The organism is Aeribacillus composti, assembly GCF_007827555.1.
GTDB classification, from domain to species: Bacteria; Bacillota; Bacilli; order Bacillales; family Aeribacillaceae; genus Aeribacillus; species Aeribacillus composti.
On record NZ_VISS01000010.1, the window covers coordinates 1 to 17,464 of the forward strand.

The window sequence follows — 17,464 nt, forward strand, 5'->3', positions numbered from 1 at the left end:
CATTGTAAAGGATTTTTTTGTTTTGAAATCAATAAAAAATTGAACATTCTTAGTATTTTGAATCATCAGATTTAATTACTGCAATGCTAGTGATCTAAAATGATTGTCGTTTCATAGCTGCTTTCTTCCCCGTCTTTTTTTGCAAAAATAAGCGCTTTGTAAACGCCGTTTGGAATGTCCTTAAATTGCCCGGAAATGTCTCTTTTCAACAAACCTCCCGGAATATTTCTTTGCCAGTCTAAAAAGCCTTTGAATGTTAAAGTGTCCGTATCATACAGGGCAATCCCGAATTCATCCGCCCCTTGCGGCAAATAAAGCTCATAATGGTACATATTCCCTTGATCGGCAAGCCCAAATTCAAATCCCATGATTTTTGGATAATTCGGTTCGCCAACAACGAATAAATATGGAAGGCGGATTGTCTGGCTGCCGGCTGTTACAACAAGAGTCCCGTCATACAATCCTTCCCTCAATGATTTTGGTGCAACATCAATCGAGACGGATACTTCTCTTTTCCCGTTAGCAGGAACCTTTACGGAAATAGGGAGCTGCCATTGAACCCCTTTTTGATAATGCGGTTTAGAAAAAACAAACGTTTTTTCTTGATCGGAGAGATTTTCAAGAGTTAACGTGATCTCTTTCTTTTTCCTGCCGATATTTTTGTGAAATTGACCGAATGATAGAGATGCCGGATAAATGAGAGCTCTTGTCTGAACAGCCGATAAAATATCGATTCTTCCCGCCCCCTGCTCAAACACCTTGTACAGCCTTCCATTTTGATCATAAAGCGGTTTAGCAGTATTCATCATAGCTGCTTTTATTTGTTCCGGCGACCAATCTGGATGCTTTTGTTTGATCAATGCCGCTGCACCTGCTATATGCGGAGCAGCCATGCTTGTTCCTTGAAGAGCCATATACCCTTTAGGTATTGTGCTGTCAATTGCTACACCAGGCGCGACAAGATCGGGCTTCACTTCCCATGTGACTGTTACCGGTCCTTTTGATGAAAAGGGTGCGAGGCGATCTTTTTCTATCTGAATGGTTGTTTTGATGAACGATTTTTCATTCAATTGTTTCAGCAGCCATTCGCCATCTTCCTTTGAGATGGAGACAACAGGAAAGTCCAATTTTTCTTCTAAATTGCCGGTAAATCTCCCTTTCATGTTGTTGCAAATAATCAACGCTTGGGCTCCGGCTGATTTTGCATTTTTCACTTTTTCGGCAAACGTGATCTCCCCGCGCTTCACCAAGGCTATTTTTCCTTTAACAGAAGGTTTAAAGTCTTTTTTCTCCCCTAAGCCTGCATATTCTATCCGTCCTCTAATTGTTGTCCAAGGGGCAGAATTGAACAAAGATTCAGCTGGTATTTTCTTTTGAAATCCTGAAAGGGTTAAATACTTTACGTCAAGCGGCGGTGTCGATGCGCCGACGGAAATTGCTTTGCTTGCAGTGCCAGGCGAACCGACGGTCCAAATGTTAGGTCCAGAGTTTCCGCTTGATACAACTGCAGTTATCCCCTCTTCAACGGCTCGGTTTAACGCCAGGCTTGTCGGATAATCCGGACCGTTCACATCATTGCCAAGGGAAAGATTTACGATATCTACCTGATCCTCAATCGATTTTTCAATCGCTGCAATAACTTGGTCTGTCGTCCCGTACCCATGAGGGCCAAGCGCTCTATAGGCAATGATGGAGGCTTCCGGAGCAACCCCTTTCAATTTTCCATTTGCCGCTATAATTCCTGCTACGTGAGTGCCGTGAATTGTCCTCGAATTGTCTTTCGCGACTGTTTCCATTGGGTCTTTGTCTTGATCTACAAAATCAAATCCGCCTTGATAATTTTTTTGTAAATCTCGGTGGTTGTAGTCGATCCCCGTATCTATAACAGCTACTTTCACTCCTTTTCCTGTCAATCTTTCATCCTTCGTGTCAAAATAGCCGCGTGCATCGATGCCGCCTATAAAAGGAACACTTTCTTCAACCGTTGCTTGAAAAGTCGTTACAGGCTCTGCATGTTCAATGTAAGGCTCTTTTACTAGCTGATCTAGATCTCTTTTTTTCCCTTTTACTGAAAATCCGGTAAACGTTTTTTTATATTCCCAGCAAATGTTTATTTCCGGATATTTTTTTTGAATCAACTCTTTTATTTTTGAAAGGTTCTGATCTGACAAAACAATGATCATTGTGACTTGTTCATCAGCATTCTCTTCAGGGATTTGTGGATGTTCGGGGAAGGTCTTTGCAAAAGCAGTTATATCAAAAACGTGGAAAATGAAGAAAAAAAGCAAACAAATTCGCACTGAAGGGTTTCCCATTTCTATCACCTCAGCACTTATTGTTCGCTATGAACATCAGTTTATTGCATGAAAAAAGTCGTTTTAAGGGAAAAGTGAGAAATTGATGGAGCTGTTTAATAAGTCGTTTTTACGGCTTATTGACGCCTATTAATGTTTCAGAAACGTTGATATATCGATGTTTATGATTTTGTGTTTTCAAATGGGGATTTGACTTTCTGGACAGCTCCTTATATTAATGAATTTTCATACTATGCTAAAAAGAAAGAGAGGGCACTTCACTTCGCCCTCTCCTGTTATTTTGTACCAAATAAACGGTCTCCTGCATCTCCTAAACCTGGTACGATATAGCCATGGTCGTTTAATTTCTCATCAAGTGCGGCAATGTAAATATCGACATCTGGATGAGCTTCTTCCATTGCTTTTACCCCTTCAGGAGCAGCTACTAGACACATGAAACGGATATTTTTTGCACCGCGTTTTTTTAGACACTCTATTGCTTCAACTGCTGAACCGCCGGTAGCCAGCATTGGGTCAACAACGATGAAATCCCGCTCTTCCACATCAGAAGGAAGTTTTACATAGTATTCTACAGGCTTTAATGTTTTCGGATCCCGATATAACCCGATATGGCCGACTTTTGCGGCAGGAATCAGTTTCAAAATGCCGTCAACCATTCCTAGCCCCGCACGCAAAATGGGAATAACCCCAAGTTTTTTTCCTGACAAGATTTTTGTTTTCGCTACTCCTACCGGGGTTTCTACTTCCACTTCCTCCAGCGGAAGATCTCGTGTTATCTCAAACGCCATTAATGTAGCAATCTCATCCACAAGCTCTCGAAATTCTTTTGTTCCGGTTTTTTTATCGCGAATATAGGATAGCTTATGCTGAATTAACGGGTGATCAAATACAAACACTTTGCCCAAGTTTCACATCTCCTTTTCTTTTGCCTCAATAGATTTTACAGAAAAAATTTTTGAGTTTCAACATTTTCATCAACCTTTTTCGACAACATTCCAAACGATGAAATCCATTTTAAATAGTTTTAAGAGGCAGAAAATTAAAATAAAAAAAGAGCGTCCGAAGCATGTGGCTTCGAACACTCAATATTTCCTCAATAATTTGGGTAGAGCGGGAATTTTTCTGTTAAAGCTTGCACCCGTTTTCTCGCTTCTTCCAATTTAGCTTCGTCTTGATGGAATTTCAATGCAAATGCAATAATCGATCCGATTTCATCCATTTCTTCCAAACCAAAACCGCGGCTTGTGACAGCTGCCGTTCCAATACGGATTCCGCTTGTAACAAAAGGTGATTCAGGATCGTATGGAATCGCGTTTTTATTCACAGTAATGCCGATTTCGTCCAAAACATGTTCAGCAACTTTTCCTGTTAATTGCAAGTTGCGGACATCAACTAAAATCAAATGGTTATCTGTTCCTCCAGATACTAAAGTCAGTCCTTCTTCTTTTAATTTTTCTGCCAGCCGCTTCGCATTGTTGATAATGTTTTGCGCATATGTTTTAAATTCTTCTTGTAAAACTTCTCCCAATGCTACCGCTTTTGCCGCAATAACATGCATTAACGGACCGCCTTGAATGCCTGGGAAAATGATTTTATCAATTTGTTTTGCAAATTCTTCTTTGCATAAAATCATTCCGCCTCTTGGACCGCGAAGTGTTTTATGCGTCGTAGTTGTTACAAAATGGGAGTACGGCACAGGATTTTGATGAAGACCTGCAGCAACAAGGCCGGCAATATGAGCCATGTCAACCATTAAGTAAGCTCCCACTTCATCAGCGATTTCCCGAAACTTTTTAAAATCAATTTCACGAGGATAAGCGCTGGCACCAGCAACAATGATTTTCGGTTTATGCTCAAGAGCTTTAGCTCGAACATCATCATAATCGATAAGATGAGTGTTAGGATCAACACCGTATTCAACAAAATTAAATTGCATTCCGCTGAAGTTTACCGGACTTCCATGCGTTAAATGGCCGCCGTGAGACAAATTCATTCCGAGAACAGTGTCCCCATGATTTAAGACAGCATAGTAAACAGCCATATTGGCTTGAGAACCGGAATGCGGCTGAACGTTTGCATGCTCAGCTCCAAAAATTTTTTTCGCCCGTTCGCGAGCTAAATCTTCCGCAACGTCAACATATTCGCATCCTCCATAGTAGCGACGTCCCGGATAACCTTCTGCATATTTATTTGTTAATACAGAACCTTGGGCCTCCATTACCGCTTCACTGACAAAATTTTCTGACGCAATCAGTTCGATTTTCGTACGCTGGCGCTTTAATTCGTTCTGTATCGCTTCATATACTTCAGGATCCTGTTGTTGAATATATTTCATGAAATGTTCCCCCTCTAGTCTTTCATCGATTGAACGGCACAGGCGAGCGACAAAATCGTCATGCCGATCTACTTATTAATCAGAATAACCGTATTGATCATCCTTTGGCAACCCTTTTCTTTTATGTAAGCGTATTCTTCCCAAACTTTTTTTTGGCATGAATAGTTTTTAATTCGGAATTTCTTAAAACCTCGATTCTGCCTGTATACTTAAACTATCAGTTCGTAAATTGAATCATGTCTTGTACAACTCGACCAACGGAGCTTCTGTACCTAACTCAATGCACAGGGTCGTCAAGCAGGAAATGATCGGCAACCTGTATTTTCATTAAACAAAATCGCATCAAAGTTTGATACGACTTTTGCTTACAATTTCTAAAGATGGAGGGGCCCCGATATACTTCAAAGAGATGATGTGCATGATTTTTTTCGTTCCGCTCCACTTCTTTTATAAAAAAATAGCAGCACAAACCATGACGTAAGTTCGCACTGCTAATATTCGAATGTTTATTTTGTATAAACTGCCCGCGCACCGCCGATAAGCTTCGGCCGGCTAAAAGCTAAGTTTACATGGGCTTGTCCGACTTGCTTGACCGAGCTTCTAACAGGGACAGCAACATGCTTTAAATGCATGCCAATAAGTGTATCTCCGATGTCAATGCCTGCATCTGCCTTAATAAATTCAACAACAACCGGATCCCTCATATGCTCATAAGCAAACGCTGCCATGGAACCGCCTGCTTTCGGGATTGGGATGACAGAAACGATTTCGTAATTGCGCTTTTCTGCTGTTTCCCGTTCAACGACAAGAGCGCGATTTAAATGCTCGCAGCATTGAAAAGCGAGCTCTACACCTGTTTCTTTTTGAAATTCCGATAATGCAGAAAATATCATTTCGGCAACATCCGTATTTCCGGCAGTGCCGATTTTTTCTCCGATTACTTCGCTCGTTGAGCACCCTATGACAATCAGCTGCCCTTTTTGAATTGGTGCTTTTTCTTTAAAATCGGCCAGCACTGTTAAAAGCTGTTCCCGGTATTCTTGCAATTCCGGCATTCGATCATCACCTTATAAATGGGTTTCTTCATATTTTGAAATTTTTTCTATTCTATTCGCATGCCTGCCTCCCACATATTCAGTTGTCAGCCACGTTTTCACAATTTCGCGGGCAAGTCCCGGCCCGATGACACGTTCACCCATTGCAAGCATGTTGCTGTCGTTATGCTCCCGGGTTGCTTTTGCACTAAACACATCATGTACAAGGGCGCAGCGAATACCTTTTACTTTATTGGCCGCTATTGACATTCCGATCCCTGTTCCGCAAATTAAAATACCGCGGTCAAATTCTCCTTTCGCGACTCGTTCAGCTGCCGGCAATGCGTAATCAGGATAATCAACTGATGTCCCACAGTCGCAGCCGATATCTTCGTATTCGATATTCATCTCGTCAAGCAATTTTTTGATTTCTTCACGTATGTTGACCCCTCCGTGATCTGAGGCAATTATGACTTTCACTAGCTGCTCCTCCTTTTTATTTTTCATAAGTAAATCGATCGATTACTTTCTTTAGCTGCTGAGCGCTTGCTTCAAGCTCTCTCGTTAATTGATTAATGTTAGAAATATTATCAGCTTGTTCTTGTACAGATGAGGCCACTTCCTGTGCACCAGCAGATGTCTCTTCGGCAATCGCTGCCACTTCTTCGGATTGCGCTCCTGTTTGTTGAATGCTTTTTTGCTGTTCGTCCATCAGCTCGCTGATCACCTTAACCGCTTCGGCAACATGCAAAATCGATTTCGACATCTCCACAAGAATTTTCTCTGTTTCTTTCCCTCTTTGCGCTTCTTGTCGAGCTGTTTTCACTTGATCTCCAATCTGTTCAACAACATTGCTTACTTCTTTTTGAATGTTAGAGATCAGCTCGGAAATTCCTTGAACAGCTTTGGCGCTTTGGTCAGCAAGCTTTCGAACTTCTTCCGCAACGACAGCAAACCCTCTGCCGTGTTCACCTGCTCTTGCCGCTTCAATTGACGCGTTCAGCGCCAGCAGGTTTGTTTGATCGGCAATATCGCCGACAAGGGATACAATAGTCTCCACCTTTTTGGCATTTTCTTCAAGACGCTGTACCGCCAAAATAGATTGCTCGTTTTTTTCGGCCAACGATTGAATCCCTTTAATTAAAGATTGAAATATCTTTTTGCTTTGGTCAAGTGATTGAACCATTTCATTCGCCATTTTTTCGGATACTTTTGCTTTTTCTTTTACCTGACTAGCAAGCTCTACCGTATCTTCCACCGCTTCTGCTGTTTCCTGAATAGCAGCCGCCGATTGGTCGGCTCCTGTTGAAATTTCCTTAATCGTATATGAAATGCTTTCAGCTTGTCTTGTTGCCTGTTCTGTTGCAGCATGTATTTGTTTCACCTGCTCATTTGTTTGCTCAAAATTTATTTCAATGTTTTTCACCATATGTCTTAAATTGGAAAGCATTTCATTAAAGGCTCTGCTTAAGGACCGAATTTCATCATCTGATTTGATGTCAGGAACATTTACGGAAATATCGCCATCGGCCGCTATAAGAGCAGCCTTTTCAAGCCGCTTTAGCGGAGAAATAAGAAATCCAGCTGCAATAGCTGTTAAAATCCCTGACCATATGATTCCAAGAGTCAGCGTCAAAAGGGTAAAAGATGTTCGGTCAATATATTGTTTCACATACTCGTATACAACATAAATGAAAAATCCGCTTGTTGAATATGTAATAAGAGCAACAATCGTAATAAAGATGACGATTTTTAAACGGATGCTGAATTTGTATCGATTCTTGTTTTTCACAGAGTCCACCTGCCTGCTAATTTGTTTCTAATTTTGAAATAAGCTTTTGAAGCAATTGCTCCAGCTCTTCCCTTGTTTTTCTGTACTTTTCCACGGAACTGCCAAACGGATCGGTAATATCACGTATCTCCTCATCTTTTCCAACAACGAACTCGCTTACCGTAAATGTTTTTTCGGCTGCTTTAGGAAAAAATTGGCATAATATGTTTTTATGATCTTTAGTCATCGTAAATACATATGTTGCCCAATCGATATGTTCTTCCGTAAGTTTTGAAGCACTGTGCTCAACATGTATTCCCTTTTCCTCCAGCACTTTTTTTGCATTTTCTGAAATTTTCTGCCCATCCAATGCAAACACGCCTGCTGAACGAACGTTAAATCGGCCGTTTTTTTGCAAATGCTTAAAAATAGCCTCCGCCATCGGGCTTCGACATGTATTTCCGGTGCAAACGAATAAAATGTTTGTCACAAGGTTTTCTCCCTTCTATCTCTCCCTTTTGATGTTACCTTCATTATAATCAAAAAGTTCGAAAGAATGGAAACCATGAGGAATTTTTTTTATTTTTATTATCGACAAAAAGTCACAATTTTTTTGCATAATAGGCATATTTAACCAAAAAAATTAACAAAAAAAAGCACGTCCAATGACTGTGCTCAAACGATTGGTTTAGACAATACAGCTTTCTACATTGAAAATAATAATTTCAAGCCAAATACAAGCAAAATGCTGCCGCCAAAAGCTTCACTATATGTGCCGAACCAATCTTGAACCCGTTTGCCGATCAATAACCCGCTCCAAGTGAGCACCATGCTCATAAAACCAAACATTACGACGGTTAACAAAACCTCCGCTCCGTAGATACCTAGACTTAATCCTACCGAAAAACTGTCTAAACTGACGCTCAGCGCAAAAAGGAACAGGCCGATGCCGACCGGTGCAATGAAAGGCGATTCATCGCGTTTAAAAGACGAATAAATCATTTGAATTCCTAAAAGAGTGAGCAGACATCCTCCAATATACATGGCAACTAAACCAAACTTTTCCGATAGTACTTTCCCCAAGACAATTCCGATAAGCGGCATGATCATATGAAAAATCCCAATATATATACCGATGTCAAAAATTTGCTTCCATCGCAAACGAACTAAGCCCATCCCAAGGCTAACTGAAAAGGCATCCATCCCTAATGCAAATGCCATTAAAAATAAAGTTACTATTTCTGCAGCCATATAGATAACCTCCCCCGGACACGCATATTGAACGATATGCACGTCAGAGGGACATTATGACAAAGAATGGCGCCCGGTTCATTGATCTCTGTTTATTTAACTGCGCGATCTGTTTCTGCCTATGCGTGCGATGGCAGATGAGCCTTTACCATTTTTATATTTGCTTTTGATCTGTCAATTCCGCCTGTTAAACAAAGGATCAGAAAGTCTGGACTCAAAAAAACCGGCCTGAGCGCCGATTTTTGTTCAAGGCATTAAAAGTTTACCGTTCTTTTATGATCCGGTGGGATGCAGCTTTTAACAAGCGATTCATAATAGCTTGTCCAACTCCTTCCGCAGGAAACGCTTCGCTGAATAATACATCCAGCTGTTCTTCATTAAACTTTCTGAGCGAATCATACAGTGCGCTGGCAACTGTTGGCAAATCGCTTCTTTTTCCGCAGACAACAATTTTATCCGCACTGTAAAAACGACTATTTTCTTCTGTTGTCAACACCCCGACTTTTTTTTCTTTTTCTTTCTCTTTTTGTATTAATTGTTCAATAAATTCTTTGCTTCCATCGACAATCGTTAAAGGAGCATCAGGTGCATAATGTGTATATTTCATGCCCGGCGCTTTCGGCAATTCCTCCTGATTCAGCAGCGCAGCATCTATGCGCACCGAACCGATGACTTCTTCTAATTGCTGCTTTGTAACACTACCTGGACGCAGGATCACTGGAATATCCTCGGTGCAGTCAAGTACTGTTGATTCTACGCCAAGTCCAGTAGGGCCTGCATCGACAATTCCCGGGATTCGCCCTTCGAGATCATCCATGACATGTTTAGCAGAAGTGGGACTTGGCTTTCCGGAAAGATTGGCGCTCGGAGCTGCAATCGGCAGATTTGCTGCTTCGATTAATGCTAATGCTGCAGGGTGATCCGGCATGCGCACTGCTACTGTTGATAATCCTGCTGTGGCAAGATTCGACAGACCTTCTTTTTTTGGCAAAACAAGGGTGAGCGGGCCTGGCCAAAAACGGTCAATTAATGGATCAATCCAATCGGGATAGCTATCCACAATCTCTGTTAACTGTTCTTTTTTAGCAATGTGGATAATTAACGGATTATCGCTCGGTCTTCCTTTCGCGCTATAAATTTTTGCTACTGCTTCATCGCTTTTCGCGTTTGCTCCTAGTCCATAGACTGTTTCTGTTGGAAAGGCAACCAATTCATTTTTTTTCAATAGTTCGGCTGCCTGAACAATTTGTGGAGAATTTTTTGTAACATGCTCTAAATTATCCACAATCCAATGCTTCGTTTTCATTTCGTTTACTCCTTTGCTAATACATGGACGAGTGTTATAAATCTTTCTAAGCAATAGTGAAACTGTTCAATTATTTTTCAAGAACAAGCTTTATCCACAAATTGTGGATAAAGCTGTTGATTGCAGTGGATAAATTTTGTGGATATTGTGTATAATTTATACGTATCCATAGCTTTATTTTACCATAAACGCTACATTTGGAACGGATACCAGCTGATTCATGAGATTTGACGCAAGCATGTGGGCAGGCAATTCATCCGCTTGAATCCTCTTGAATCCGAATATTTCTAATAACTCTGCTGCAGAATTTTTGTTGACTGCAAAATAAATATTTTTCAAACGAAACTGTTCCATTAATAAGTCTGCTGATTTTAATAGGGAAATGATATGTCCTTGATTCAAATTGCTGGACACAACGCAAGAGCGGAGGAGACCATCCTGATTGATGACTTCCATTCCTAGACATCCCGCTATTTCACCATGATCAGTCTCCATAATAATAAAATGGCTGTTGTCGAAGCCTTCCGTGGAAACGCCCGCTTGATCTGCAAATTGTTGAATGGTTTTTAAGTCTTCCCTTTCCGCAAACCGCAATGAATAATACACGCTTTCACCCCTTTTATTCGGACAAATCTAGTAATCAATGTATGAGGCAAAAGCTGAATTAGACCTATGAAAACAGATTTGTAAACCATTCTACTAAGAAAAATTTCACTTCTACTTCTTCATCATGTTCTTCAGGAGCGAATAAGATTTTTGTTTTCTCTAATTTCTTTTCTTCTTTTACTTTATCCTTTTCTTCATCCTGTTGAATAGCTTCACCGCTTGAAAAGTCGACAAAGCAAAGCGGCGGAAACAACACACACCACCAGTTGGCTCCTTTTCCTTCTCCAAGAGTGATCAATATGGCTTCATAGTTTCCAGCAGGATAAAGGAAATTTCCATAAAGCTTTGTCGGAAATTGAATTTTTTTAAACTCCACTGTAAAGGATTGGCTGCTGTTTTCCTGTTTTAAAACGCTTTGGACGATATCTTTAATTTCTGGTATTTTTGCTCGAATGATTTTACGCGCCTCTTCAATCGAAGTTAGATCCTGAACCCATTGATTAATTGCTTCATTGACCGCATTCCGAACATTCCGTTTTAAAGCTTGATCTTCCGGAGAATCGCTATTTGCTAAAATTCGCAGACGAATGGCTTCGTCAGGAATGATCACCTTCTCATTTTGTTTTGCGTCTGTCGGCATTTCATAAGCTGTTAATAGGCTGCCAAACAGCATTAAAAAAATATATATAACAGATAATTTCTTTTTCATCGTTTTTCCTCTCCCTTCAGTACGTCATTATCGACAGAAGAGAGAGATCTTAAACATAAAATTGGTTCAGATTTGAAGTTTGCTAGAAAAGGAGGGAATGGCTCGAAAAGCTTATTATAACGAAAGGACAGCAAATACTTTCCGTTCTTTTCCATTCATATCGTATTCAATTTGTACCTCTGCTTTTGGGAACCTATTCTCTAGCATGCTTTTCACATCTTTTCCTTGCCCGTGTCCGATTTCAAATGCGATTAATCCAGGGTAGCGGATCACATCTGGAAGCTGCTCCACAATTTTTCGATAATACAAAAGACCGTCCGCTCCTCCTGAAAGCGCTAATGTCGGCTCCCAGTCCTTTACAACCGTTGACAGCTCCATGATTTCTTCATCCGGAATATACGGCGGATTGGACACAACAACATCCGCTTTTTGCTTCGCATTTATAATAGGTTTCAGCAAATCGCCTTGATAAAAATGCACATTAGCACAAAGCTTTTCGCTATTTTCTTTTGCCACTGCAAGCGCTTTTTCGGAAATATCGGTGGCAGACACGCGCATTTTTGTATTTTCAAGAGCCAATGTGACGGCAATAGCACCGCTCCCCGTGCCAATATCTACAACATCGATTTGCTCCCTTTCAGAAAATAAACGTTCAGAGCGGAGCAGCACGCCGTGAACTAGCTCTTCCGTTTCCGGTCTCGGAATCAATACATGCTCGTTCACCTTAAAAGGGCGGCCGCAAAATTGTTCGCAGCCGATAATATATTGCACAGGCATCCCTTGAGCATGTTTTTGCACGTCCTGCTGAAAGATTTCCCATACTTGTTTGTCAATATCCATTCTTAAATCGGCAAGCAAGCTCGCCCGACTTTTCTTCATATGATGCAAAAGCAGCAATTCTCCCGCATTCTCATCTCTTCCCGCTTGTTTTAAAAAAGAAGAAGCCCATTTGAGGGCTTCGAAAACTTTCGGCATGGTTTACTCCCCTTGGGATTGCAGTTTTTTCGCTTGATCTTCTAAAATGAGAGCATCGATAATTTCATCCAATTTTCCTTCTAGGATGAGATCAAGCTTTTGTAATGTGAGACCGATGCGATGGTCTGTAACTCTGTTTTGCGGGAAGTTGTACGTACGAATGCGTTCCGATCGATCACCGGTTCCAACAGCAAGCTTTCGGTTTTGATCATATTCCGCTTGCGCTTCTTGGCGGTATTTATCTAAAATGCGGGCACGCAAAACCTTCATGGCTTTCTCTTTATTTTTTATTTGCGATTTTTCATCCTGGCAGGATACGACAATTCCGGTTGGAATGTGTGTTAAACGTACAGCTGACATCGTAGTGTTAACGCTTTGTCCCCCAGGACCGCTTGATGCGAATGTATCAACACGGATATCTTTTTCGTTAATTTCTACTTCTACCTCTTCCGCTTCCGGCAAACAGGCGACTGTTGCAGTTGACGTATGAATTCTGCCTCCCGATTCCGTCTCCGGTACCCGCTGCACGCGATGGGCACCGTTTTCAAATTTTAATTTGGAATAGGCTCCTTTTCCTGTAATCATAAAAATGATCTCTTTATAGCCGCCAGTCCCGGTCGTGTTTGCTTCCATCACTTCTATTTTCCAGCCTTTATCTTCCGCATACCTAGTATACATGCGGTAAAGGTCTGCAGCAAAAAGCGCTGCTTCCTCTCCGCCTGCTGCACCGCGGATCTCCATGATAACGTTCTTTTCATCGTTCGGATCTTTTGGAAGCAGTAAAATTTTTAATTGCTCAATCAGCTCGCTTTCCCGCGCTTCAAGCTCTGCCAGTTCCTCTTTTACCATTGCCCGCATTTCTGGATCAAGCTTTTCTTCAAGCATGCTTTTTGCATCTTCTAGCTGCTCTCTTACCTTTTTATATTCACGGTAAACTTCAACCGTTTCTTGAAGATCAGATTGTTCTTTCGAATATTCGCGCAGCTTTTTCGGATCGTTGACAACCTCCGGATCCATTAAAAGCTCATTCAATTTTTCATATCGGTCTTCAACCGCTTGCAAACGTTCTAACACGGAATTTCACCTCTATTTTTAATCATAGCCCACTCATAGGGAAACTCCTATGTGGTGCACCGTTTGTAACTTTCTAAATTATAGTATAGGAAACTGTACCAGTCAAAAACAACCGTTTTTAACAATTGGGAAGCAAAAAAGCTTTTTTCGATATGCGATGCTGCAAAGTCGATTTTACAGGTTCGGACGGCTTTTATAATCAAATCAAGGTTTTGTTAAAAAGCGATTAATCAATCCAATATGCTGCCATCATTTGCACAAAACTAGGAACCTGTTAAAATTTTTCGTTTTTGATCTAGAGTGCAGGACAAAATCAAGTCGGCTGACAGACAAAACCAGATGTATGCGGACGAATGATTCTGCCATGAAATAGAATCAGCGGCCAAATGAAACAGAATATATTTTTTTGAAGTTCTCGCAGTTTCAAACGTTCGGATAATTACCGGCTCCTCTGTCGATATTCTAGAACTTTTGCCGGATGACCGCTTGTTTTGTCAAACAGGAAGGGTTCTCCTATAAAAAGCTGAATATGTATATTATGATCGTTTGAAAGGAGAGGTTCGATGAATACAACCGATGCTGCCAAAAAAATCGGTGTTTCTCCGAAAACAGTTCAGCGCTGGATCAAACAGCTTAATCTTCCAATGGAACGGAACGAACTTGGACACTATATGTTTTCTGACGAGGATATCGCCTTGCTCAAAGAAGTTCACAATCAAATAAAACAAGGAGTTCCAATGCAACAAGTAATAGTAAAAACGAAAAGAAAAGAATCGGCTAAAAATGCTGGTGAAACGGTTTCGAACGAATTGTTGAAAAAAATAGCGGATCTGGAGCAAATGATCTATTCAAAAGCTGACGATGTCGTGTCATATCAGCTTTTAGTGCAAAGAAAGGAAATTGAAGAGCTGACAGGAAGGATCGAGAAGCTCGAAAGAAAAATAAAAGAGCTTGAAAGCAAAAAAAGTATGCCTGAACTTCAAATGTCTTCGCTTCAAATGTCTTCGATCGATAAACCCCGAAAAAAGAAGGCAGTATATAAAACGCTGCTCAGCTCCATTTTCGGTTTATAAGCCCGTCTTCATGACACACACTCGATACACGAAATCAATTTTCGATTTATAAGTTCTTTCATAAAACTCGCTCAATCGGTGAACGAGTTTTATTTTTTATTGATTAACTGAACATGCAAGTTGTATCGGGGCAGTGCGCGCTGCAACTTGTCGTACAGCTCCTTTTGCCGGTTTTCGCGTTGTTGTTCCGTCAATTTTTGCGATGTATAAATAACCGCCCATGCATCGTCCCCGTTTGTCCAAAAAGAATCGAGCTCTAAACCTTTTTCAGTTTCCAGTGTACGGACGATTTGTTCTTTTGCCTCCCTGATCGTCAAGGGGCTGTTCGCAATATTTATGTTTGGATTTTGTGTTTGCTGGTCGACCACATCTCCTGTATTTTCAGGCTTAACGTCCCTCGTCATCAGGTTGGATCCATTATGATCGAGATTTAATGAGCGATTATCTGATATTTTATCCGCCGTTCCACACCCTGACAGTAAATATATTGCCGCCAAAATGAATGGTATCAATATTCGCATAAAAAGCACCTCCTGTTCTTAAGGTGCCCAAAAGGATCAGCTCTTTTAAATGAAAATATTTCCTTATCGTAAGATTCTCTTCATCACACTTTGCCGACAACGTTTCTTCCCATCTAATGCAAATAAGCAATGATTCATAACGGCGGATTCGCGTGGCACTTTCGGCAGACAGGATAGTACTTGTCATTTCCTCCGATTTGGATTTGCTCGCCCGAATATACCGGTTTGCCGTTGTCGTCAATCCGTAAATTCATTGTTGCTTTCCTTTCGCAGAACCAGCAAATCGTTTTCATTTCCTCAATTTTATCCGCAAAAAGCAGCAAATATTTGCTTCCTTCGAAAAGCTCATTTTGAAAATCGTTTTTCAATCCAAACGCCATTGCGGGAATATTCAATTTGTCAACAATATCCGCAAGCTCAAGTACATGCTTTTTCTTTAAAAATTGTGCCTCATCCACTAGCACACAGTACGGCTTAGGCTGATACTCCTTCACAATTTGGAAAATATTCGTATCATCGTAGATCGGTATCGCTTTTCGTCTGAAGCCAATTCTGCTTGATACATATCCAACTTCATCACGAGTATCAATGGCAGACGTGAAAATCAGCACCGATTTGTTTTGTTCCTCATAGTTATGAGCAACCTTTAAAATTTCGATGGATTTGCCGCTGTTCATCGCCCCGTATTTAAAAAACAATTGCGCCATATTTAAAAATCTCTCCCCGTTTTATAAAAACATGTCAAATAAGTGAAAAAACAGGCAGAATGAAAAGACTGCCTGTTTTACATAATTATTTAAGACCGTATTTTTTGTTAAATTTGTCTACACGTCCGGCTGCAGTTGCAAATTTTTGGCGGCCTGTATAGAACGGATGGCATTCAGAACAAATTTCAACGCGCACCTCATCTTTAACAGAACCGCTTTCAAATTCGTTTCCGCATGCACATTTTACGAGTACTCTTTTATAATTTGGATGAATTCCCGGTTTCATAGTTTTCAACTCCTTTACGCCCTGAATCATTTCGAAACAGAGTTTATCTATTCGGAAACGTGCAATTATTTCACGCTTCAACATTCTTAAACACACATGAAAAAATTATAACAAGGGTTTACAAGAAATGCAACATAGTTAGAAACTTTTTATGCCAGTTGTTTTCCATTCTTCTTTTAGCATTTCAAAAAATTCCTCATTTGATTTCGTTTGGCGCATTTTCTTTAAGAAGCGTTCAGCAAAATCCATCTGATCCGACATAGATTTTCGAATCGCCCATAACATTTCTAAATGCTCTTTCGGAATTAACAATTCTTCTTTTCGTGTACCGGAACGGCGAATATCAATGGCAGGGAATATTCTCCTTTCCGCTAATGAACGATCAAGATGAAGCTCCATATTTCCCGTTCCTTTAAATTCTTCGTAAATGACATCATCCATTCGCGATCCCGTATCTACAAGCGCAGTTGCCAATATCGTCAAGCTGCCGCCTTCCTCAATGTTCCGCGCCGCCCCAAAAAACCGCTTTGGACGGTGAAATGCGGCAGGGTCAATCCCTCCTGACAGCGTCCGGCCGCTTGGCGGAATTACTAAGTTATACGCGCGGGCCAACCGGGTTATGCTGTCCATTAAAATAATGACATCCCGTTTATGCTCCACAAGACGCATCGCTCGTTCAAGAACGAGTTCAGCGACTTTAATATGATTCTCCGGCACCTCATCGAAAGTTGAGCTTACGACATCCCCTTTTACAGAACGTTCAATATCGGTTACCTCTTCAGGACGTTCATCAATAAGCAGCACAATCAGTTCAGCCTCAGGATGGTTCGTCGTAATGGCATTGGCAATTTCTTTTAAAAGCATTGTTTTTCCTGCCTTAGGGGGTGCCACAATTAAACCGCGCTGTCCAAAGCCGACTGGTGTAATTAAATCCATAATCCTTGTTGATAAATTTTTAGGTTCGGTTTCCAATTTCATTTGTCTATTTGGATAAAGAGGAGTAAGGCCCGGGAAATGGACGCGTTCTTTCGCAGATTCGGGGTCGTCGCCATTTACCGCTTCAACGTGCAGCAATCCGTAATATCGTTCATTTTCTTTTGGCGGGCGGACTTTTCCAGATACTTTATCGCCGTTTCTTAAATCAAAACGGCGGATTTGCGAGGCTGAAATATAAATATCCTCTGCGCTGGGAGAATAGTTAATTGGACGCAGAAAACCAAATCCTTCAGAAGGAATGATTTCTAAGACGCCTTCCATAAATAGCAAATCTTCTTTCTCCGCATTTGCTTTTAATATTGCAAAAATTAATTCCTTTTTTGTTAATTTGCTGTAATATGAAATTTTAAATTGCCGTGCTAGTTCATACAACTCTTTTAATTTCATATTTTCAAGAGTTGAAATGGAAATCTCGCTCATACTTACACCACGCTTTTCTTACCATATTCAAAATGTTTCACGTTTCGTTCTTCCATCCATTAAAATTATGTTGTTTGAAAATGTA

At 40.8% G+C, this 17,464-nt stretch carries 18 protein-coding genes; 1 reads left to right on the forward strand and 17 read right to left on the reverse strand.

The features are described from left to right. Positions 1 to 86: 86 nt before the first annotated feature. The 13 genes from FB379_RS18980 to prfA all read right to left on the reverse strand — a co-directional run bounded on the left by FB379_RS18980 (position 87) and on the right by prfA (position 13,376). Positions 87 to 2,315: a S8 family serine peptidase gene (locus FB379_RS18980; RefSeq protein WP_277874796.1), complete on the reverse strand. Its 2,229-nt coding sequence runs from the start codon at positions 2,313 to 2,315 to the stop codon at positions 87 to 89. A gap of 275 nt (positions 2,316 to 2,590) precedes the next feature. Continuing rightward, positions 2,591 to 3,220 carry a uracil phosphoribosyltransferase gene (gene upp, locus FB379_RS06700; protein WP_063389021.1) on the reverse strand — a complete coding sequence of 210 codons (630 nt, stop codon included), beginning with the start codon at positions 3,218 to 3,220 and terminating at the stop codon, positions 2,591 to 2,593. 188 nt (positions 3,221 to 3,408) lie between these two features. Continuing rightward, positions 3,409 to 4,650 carry a serine hydroxymethyltransferase gene (gene glyA, locus FB379_RS06705; RefSeq protein ID WP_063389022.1) on the reverse strand — a complete coding sequence of 414 codons (1,242 nt, stop codon included), beginning with the start codon at positions 4,648 to 4,650 and terminating at the stop codon, positions 3,409 to 3,411. A gap of 506 nt (positions 4,651 to 5,156) precedes the next feature. After that, positions 5,157 to 5,705, reverse strand: a complete 549-nt coding sequence (locus FB379_RS06710) for a TIGR01440 family protein (protein WP_063389023.1) — start codon at positions 5,703 to 5,705, stop codon at positions 5,157 to 5,159. A 12-nt stretch (positions 5,706 to 5,717) separates the two neighbouring features. Further along, on the reverse strand, positions 5,718 to 6,164 hold the full coding sequence (gene rpiB / locus FB379_RS06715; RefSeq protein ID WP_063389024.1) for a ribose 5-phosphate isomerase B: 447 nt from the start codon (positions 6,162 to 6,164) through the stop codon (positions 5,718 to 5,720). 16 nt (positions 6,165 to 6,180) lie between these two features. Continuing rightward, on the reverse strand, positions 6,181 to 7,476 hold the full coding sequence (locus tag FB379_RS06720) for a methyl-accepting chemotaxis protein (RefSeq protein WP_144597571.1): 1,296 nt from the start codon (positions 7,474 to 7,476) through the stop codon (positions 6,181 to 6,183). Between the two features lie 16 nt (positions 7,477 to 7,492). Next, on the reverse strand, positions 7,493 to 7,945 hold the full coding sequence (locus FB379_RS06725) for a low molecular weight protein arginine phosphatase (protein WP_082829607.1): 453 nt from the start codon (positions 7,943 to 7,945) through the stop codon (positions 7,493 to 7,495). Positions 7,946 to 8,160: 215 nt separating this feature from the next. Then, a complete protein-coding gene (locus tag FB379_RS06730; RefSeq protein ID WP_063389026.1) occupies positions 8,161 to 8,706 on the reverse strand; it encodes a manganese efflux pump MntP in 546 nt (181 codons plus the stop codon). Between the two features lie 262 nt (positions 8,707 to 8,968). Next, positions 8,969 to 10,012, reverse strand: a complete 1,044-nt coding sequence (locus FB379_RS06735) for an L-threonylcarbamoyladenylate synthase (protein WP_144597573.1) — start codon at positions 10,010 to 10,012, stop codon at positions 8,969 to 8,971. Positions 10,013 to 10,186: 174 nt separating this feature from the next. After that, on the reverse strand, positions 10,187 to 10,618 hold the full coding sequence (locus FB379_RS06740; RefSeq protein WP_144597575.1) for a GNAT family N-acetyltransferase: 432 nt from the start codon (positions 10,616 to 10,618) through the stop codon (positions 10,187 to 10,189). Positions 10,619 to 10,682: 64 nt separating this feature from the next. Then, positions 10,683 to 11,327, reverse strand: coding sequence for a stage II sporulation protein R (spoIIR, locus tag FB379_RS06745; RefSeq protein ID WP_144597577.1), 645 nt, complete (start codon positions 11,325 to 11,327; stop codon positions 10,683 to 10,685). 114 nt (positions 11,328 to 11,441) lie between these two features. Next, positions 11,442 to 12,302 (reverse strand): peptide chain release factor N(5)-glutamine methyltransferase, encoded by an 861-nt coding sequence (gene prmC / locus FB379_RS06750; protein WP_144597579.1) that lies wholly within the window; start codon positions 12,300 to 12,302, stop codon positions 11,442 to 11,444. 3 nt (positions 12,303 to 12,305) lie between these two features. Next, on the reverse strand, positions 12,306 to 13,376 hold the full coding sequence (prfA, locus tag FB379_RS06755) for a peptide chain release factor 1 (RefSeq protein ID WP_063389031.1): 1,071 nt from the start codon (positions 13,374 to 13,376) through the stop codon (positions 12,306 to 12,308). A 563-nt stretch (positions 13,377 to 13,939) separates the two neighbouring features. On the opposite strand from prfA, the gene FB379_RS06760 reads away from it, so the two are divergent. Next, positions 13,940 to 14,449 (forward strand): MerR family transcriptional regulator, encoded by a 510-nt coding sequence (locus FB379_RS06760; RefSeq protein ID WP_144597581.1) that lies wholly within the window; start codon positions 13,940 to 13,942, stop codon positions 14,447 to 14,449. Between the two features lie 89 nt (positions 14,450 to 14,538). On the opposite strand, the gene FB379_RS06765 is transcribed toward FB379_RS06760, so the two are convergent. The 4 genes from FB379_RS06765 to rho form a co-directional block, all read right to left on the reverse strand. Continuing rightward, the gene (locus FB379_RS06765) at positions 14,539 to 14,970 is read right to left on the reverse strand and encodes a hypothetical protein (protein WP_066251326.1); all 432 of its coding nucleotides are present in this window, start codon (positions 14,968 to 14,970) and stop codon (positions 14,539 to 14,541) included. 134 nt (positions 14,971 to 15,104) lie between these two features. After that, positions 15,105 to 15,677: a thymidine kinase gene (locus FB379_RS06770; RefSeq protein WP_063389034.1), complete on the reverse strand. Its 573-nt coding sequence runs from the start codon at positions 15,675 to 15,677 to the stop codon at positions 15,105 to 15,107. Between the two features lie 85 nt (positions 15,678 to 15,762). Next, the gene (gene rpmE, locus FB379_RS06775; RefSeq protein ID WP_063389035.1) at positions 15,763 to 15,963 is read right to left on the reverse strand and encodes a 50S ribosomal protein L31; all 201 of its coding nucleotides are present in this window, start codon (positions 15,961 to 15,963) and stop codon (positions 15,763 to 15,765) included. Between the two features lie 138 nt (positions 15,964 to 16,101). Then, positions 16,102 to 17,379, reverse strand: a complete 1,278-nt coding sequence (rho, locus tag FB379_RS06780; RefSeq protein ID WP_063389036.1) for a transcription termination factor Rho — start codon at positions 17,377 to 17,379, stop codon at positions 16,102 to 16,104. Positions 17,380 to 17,464 lie beyond the last annotated feature (85 nt).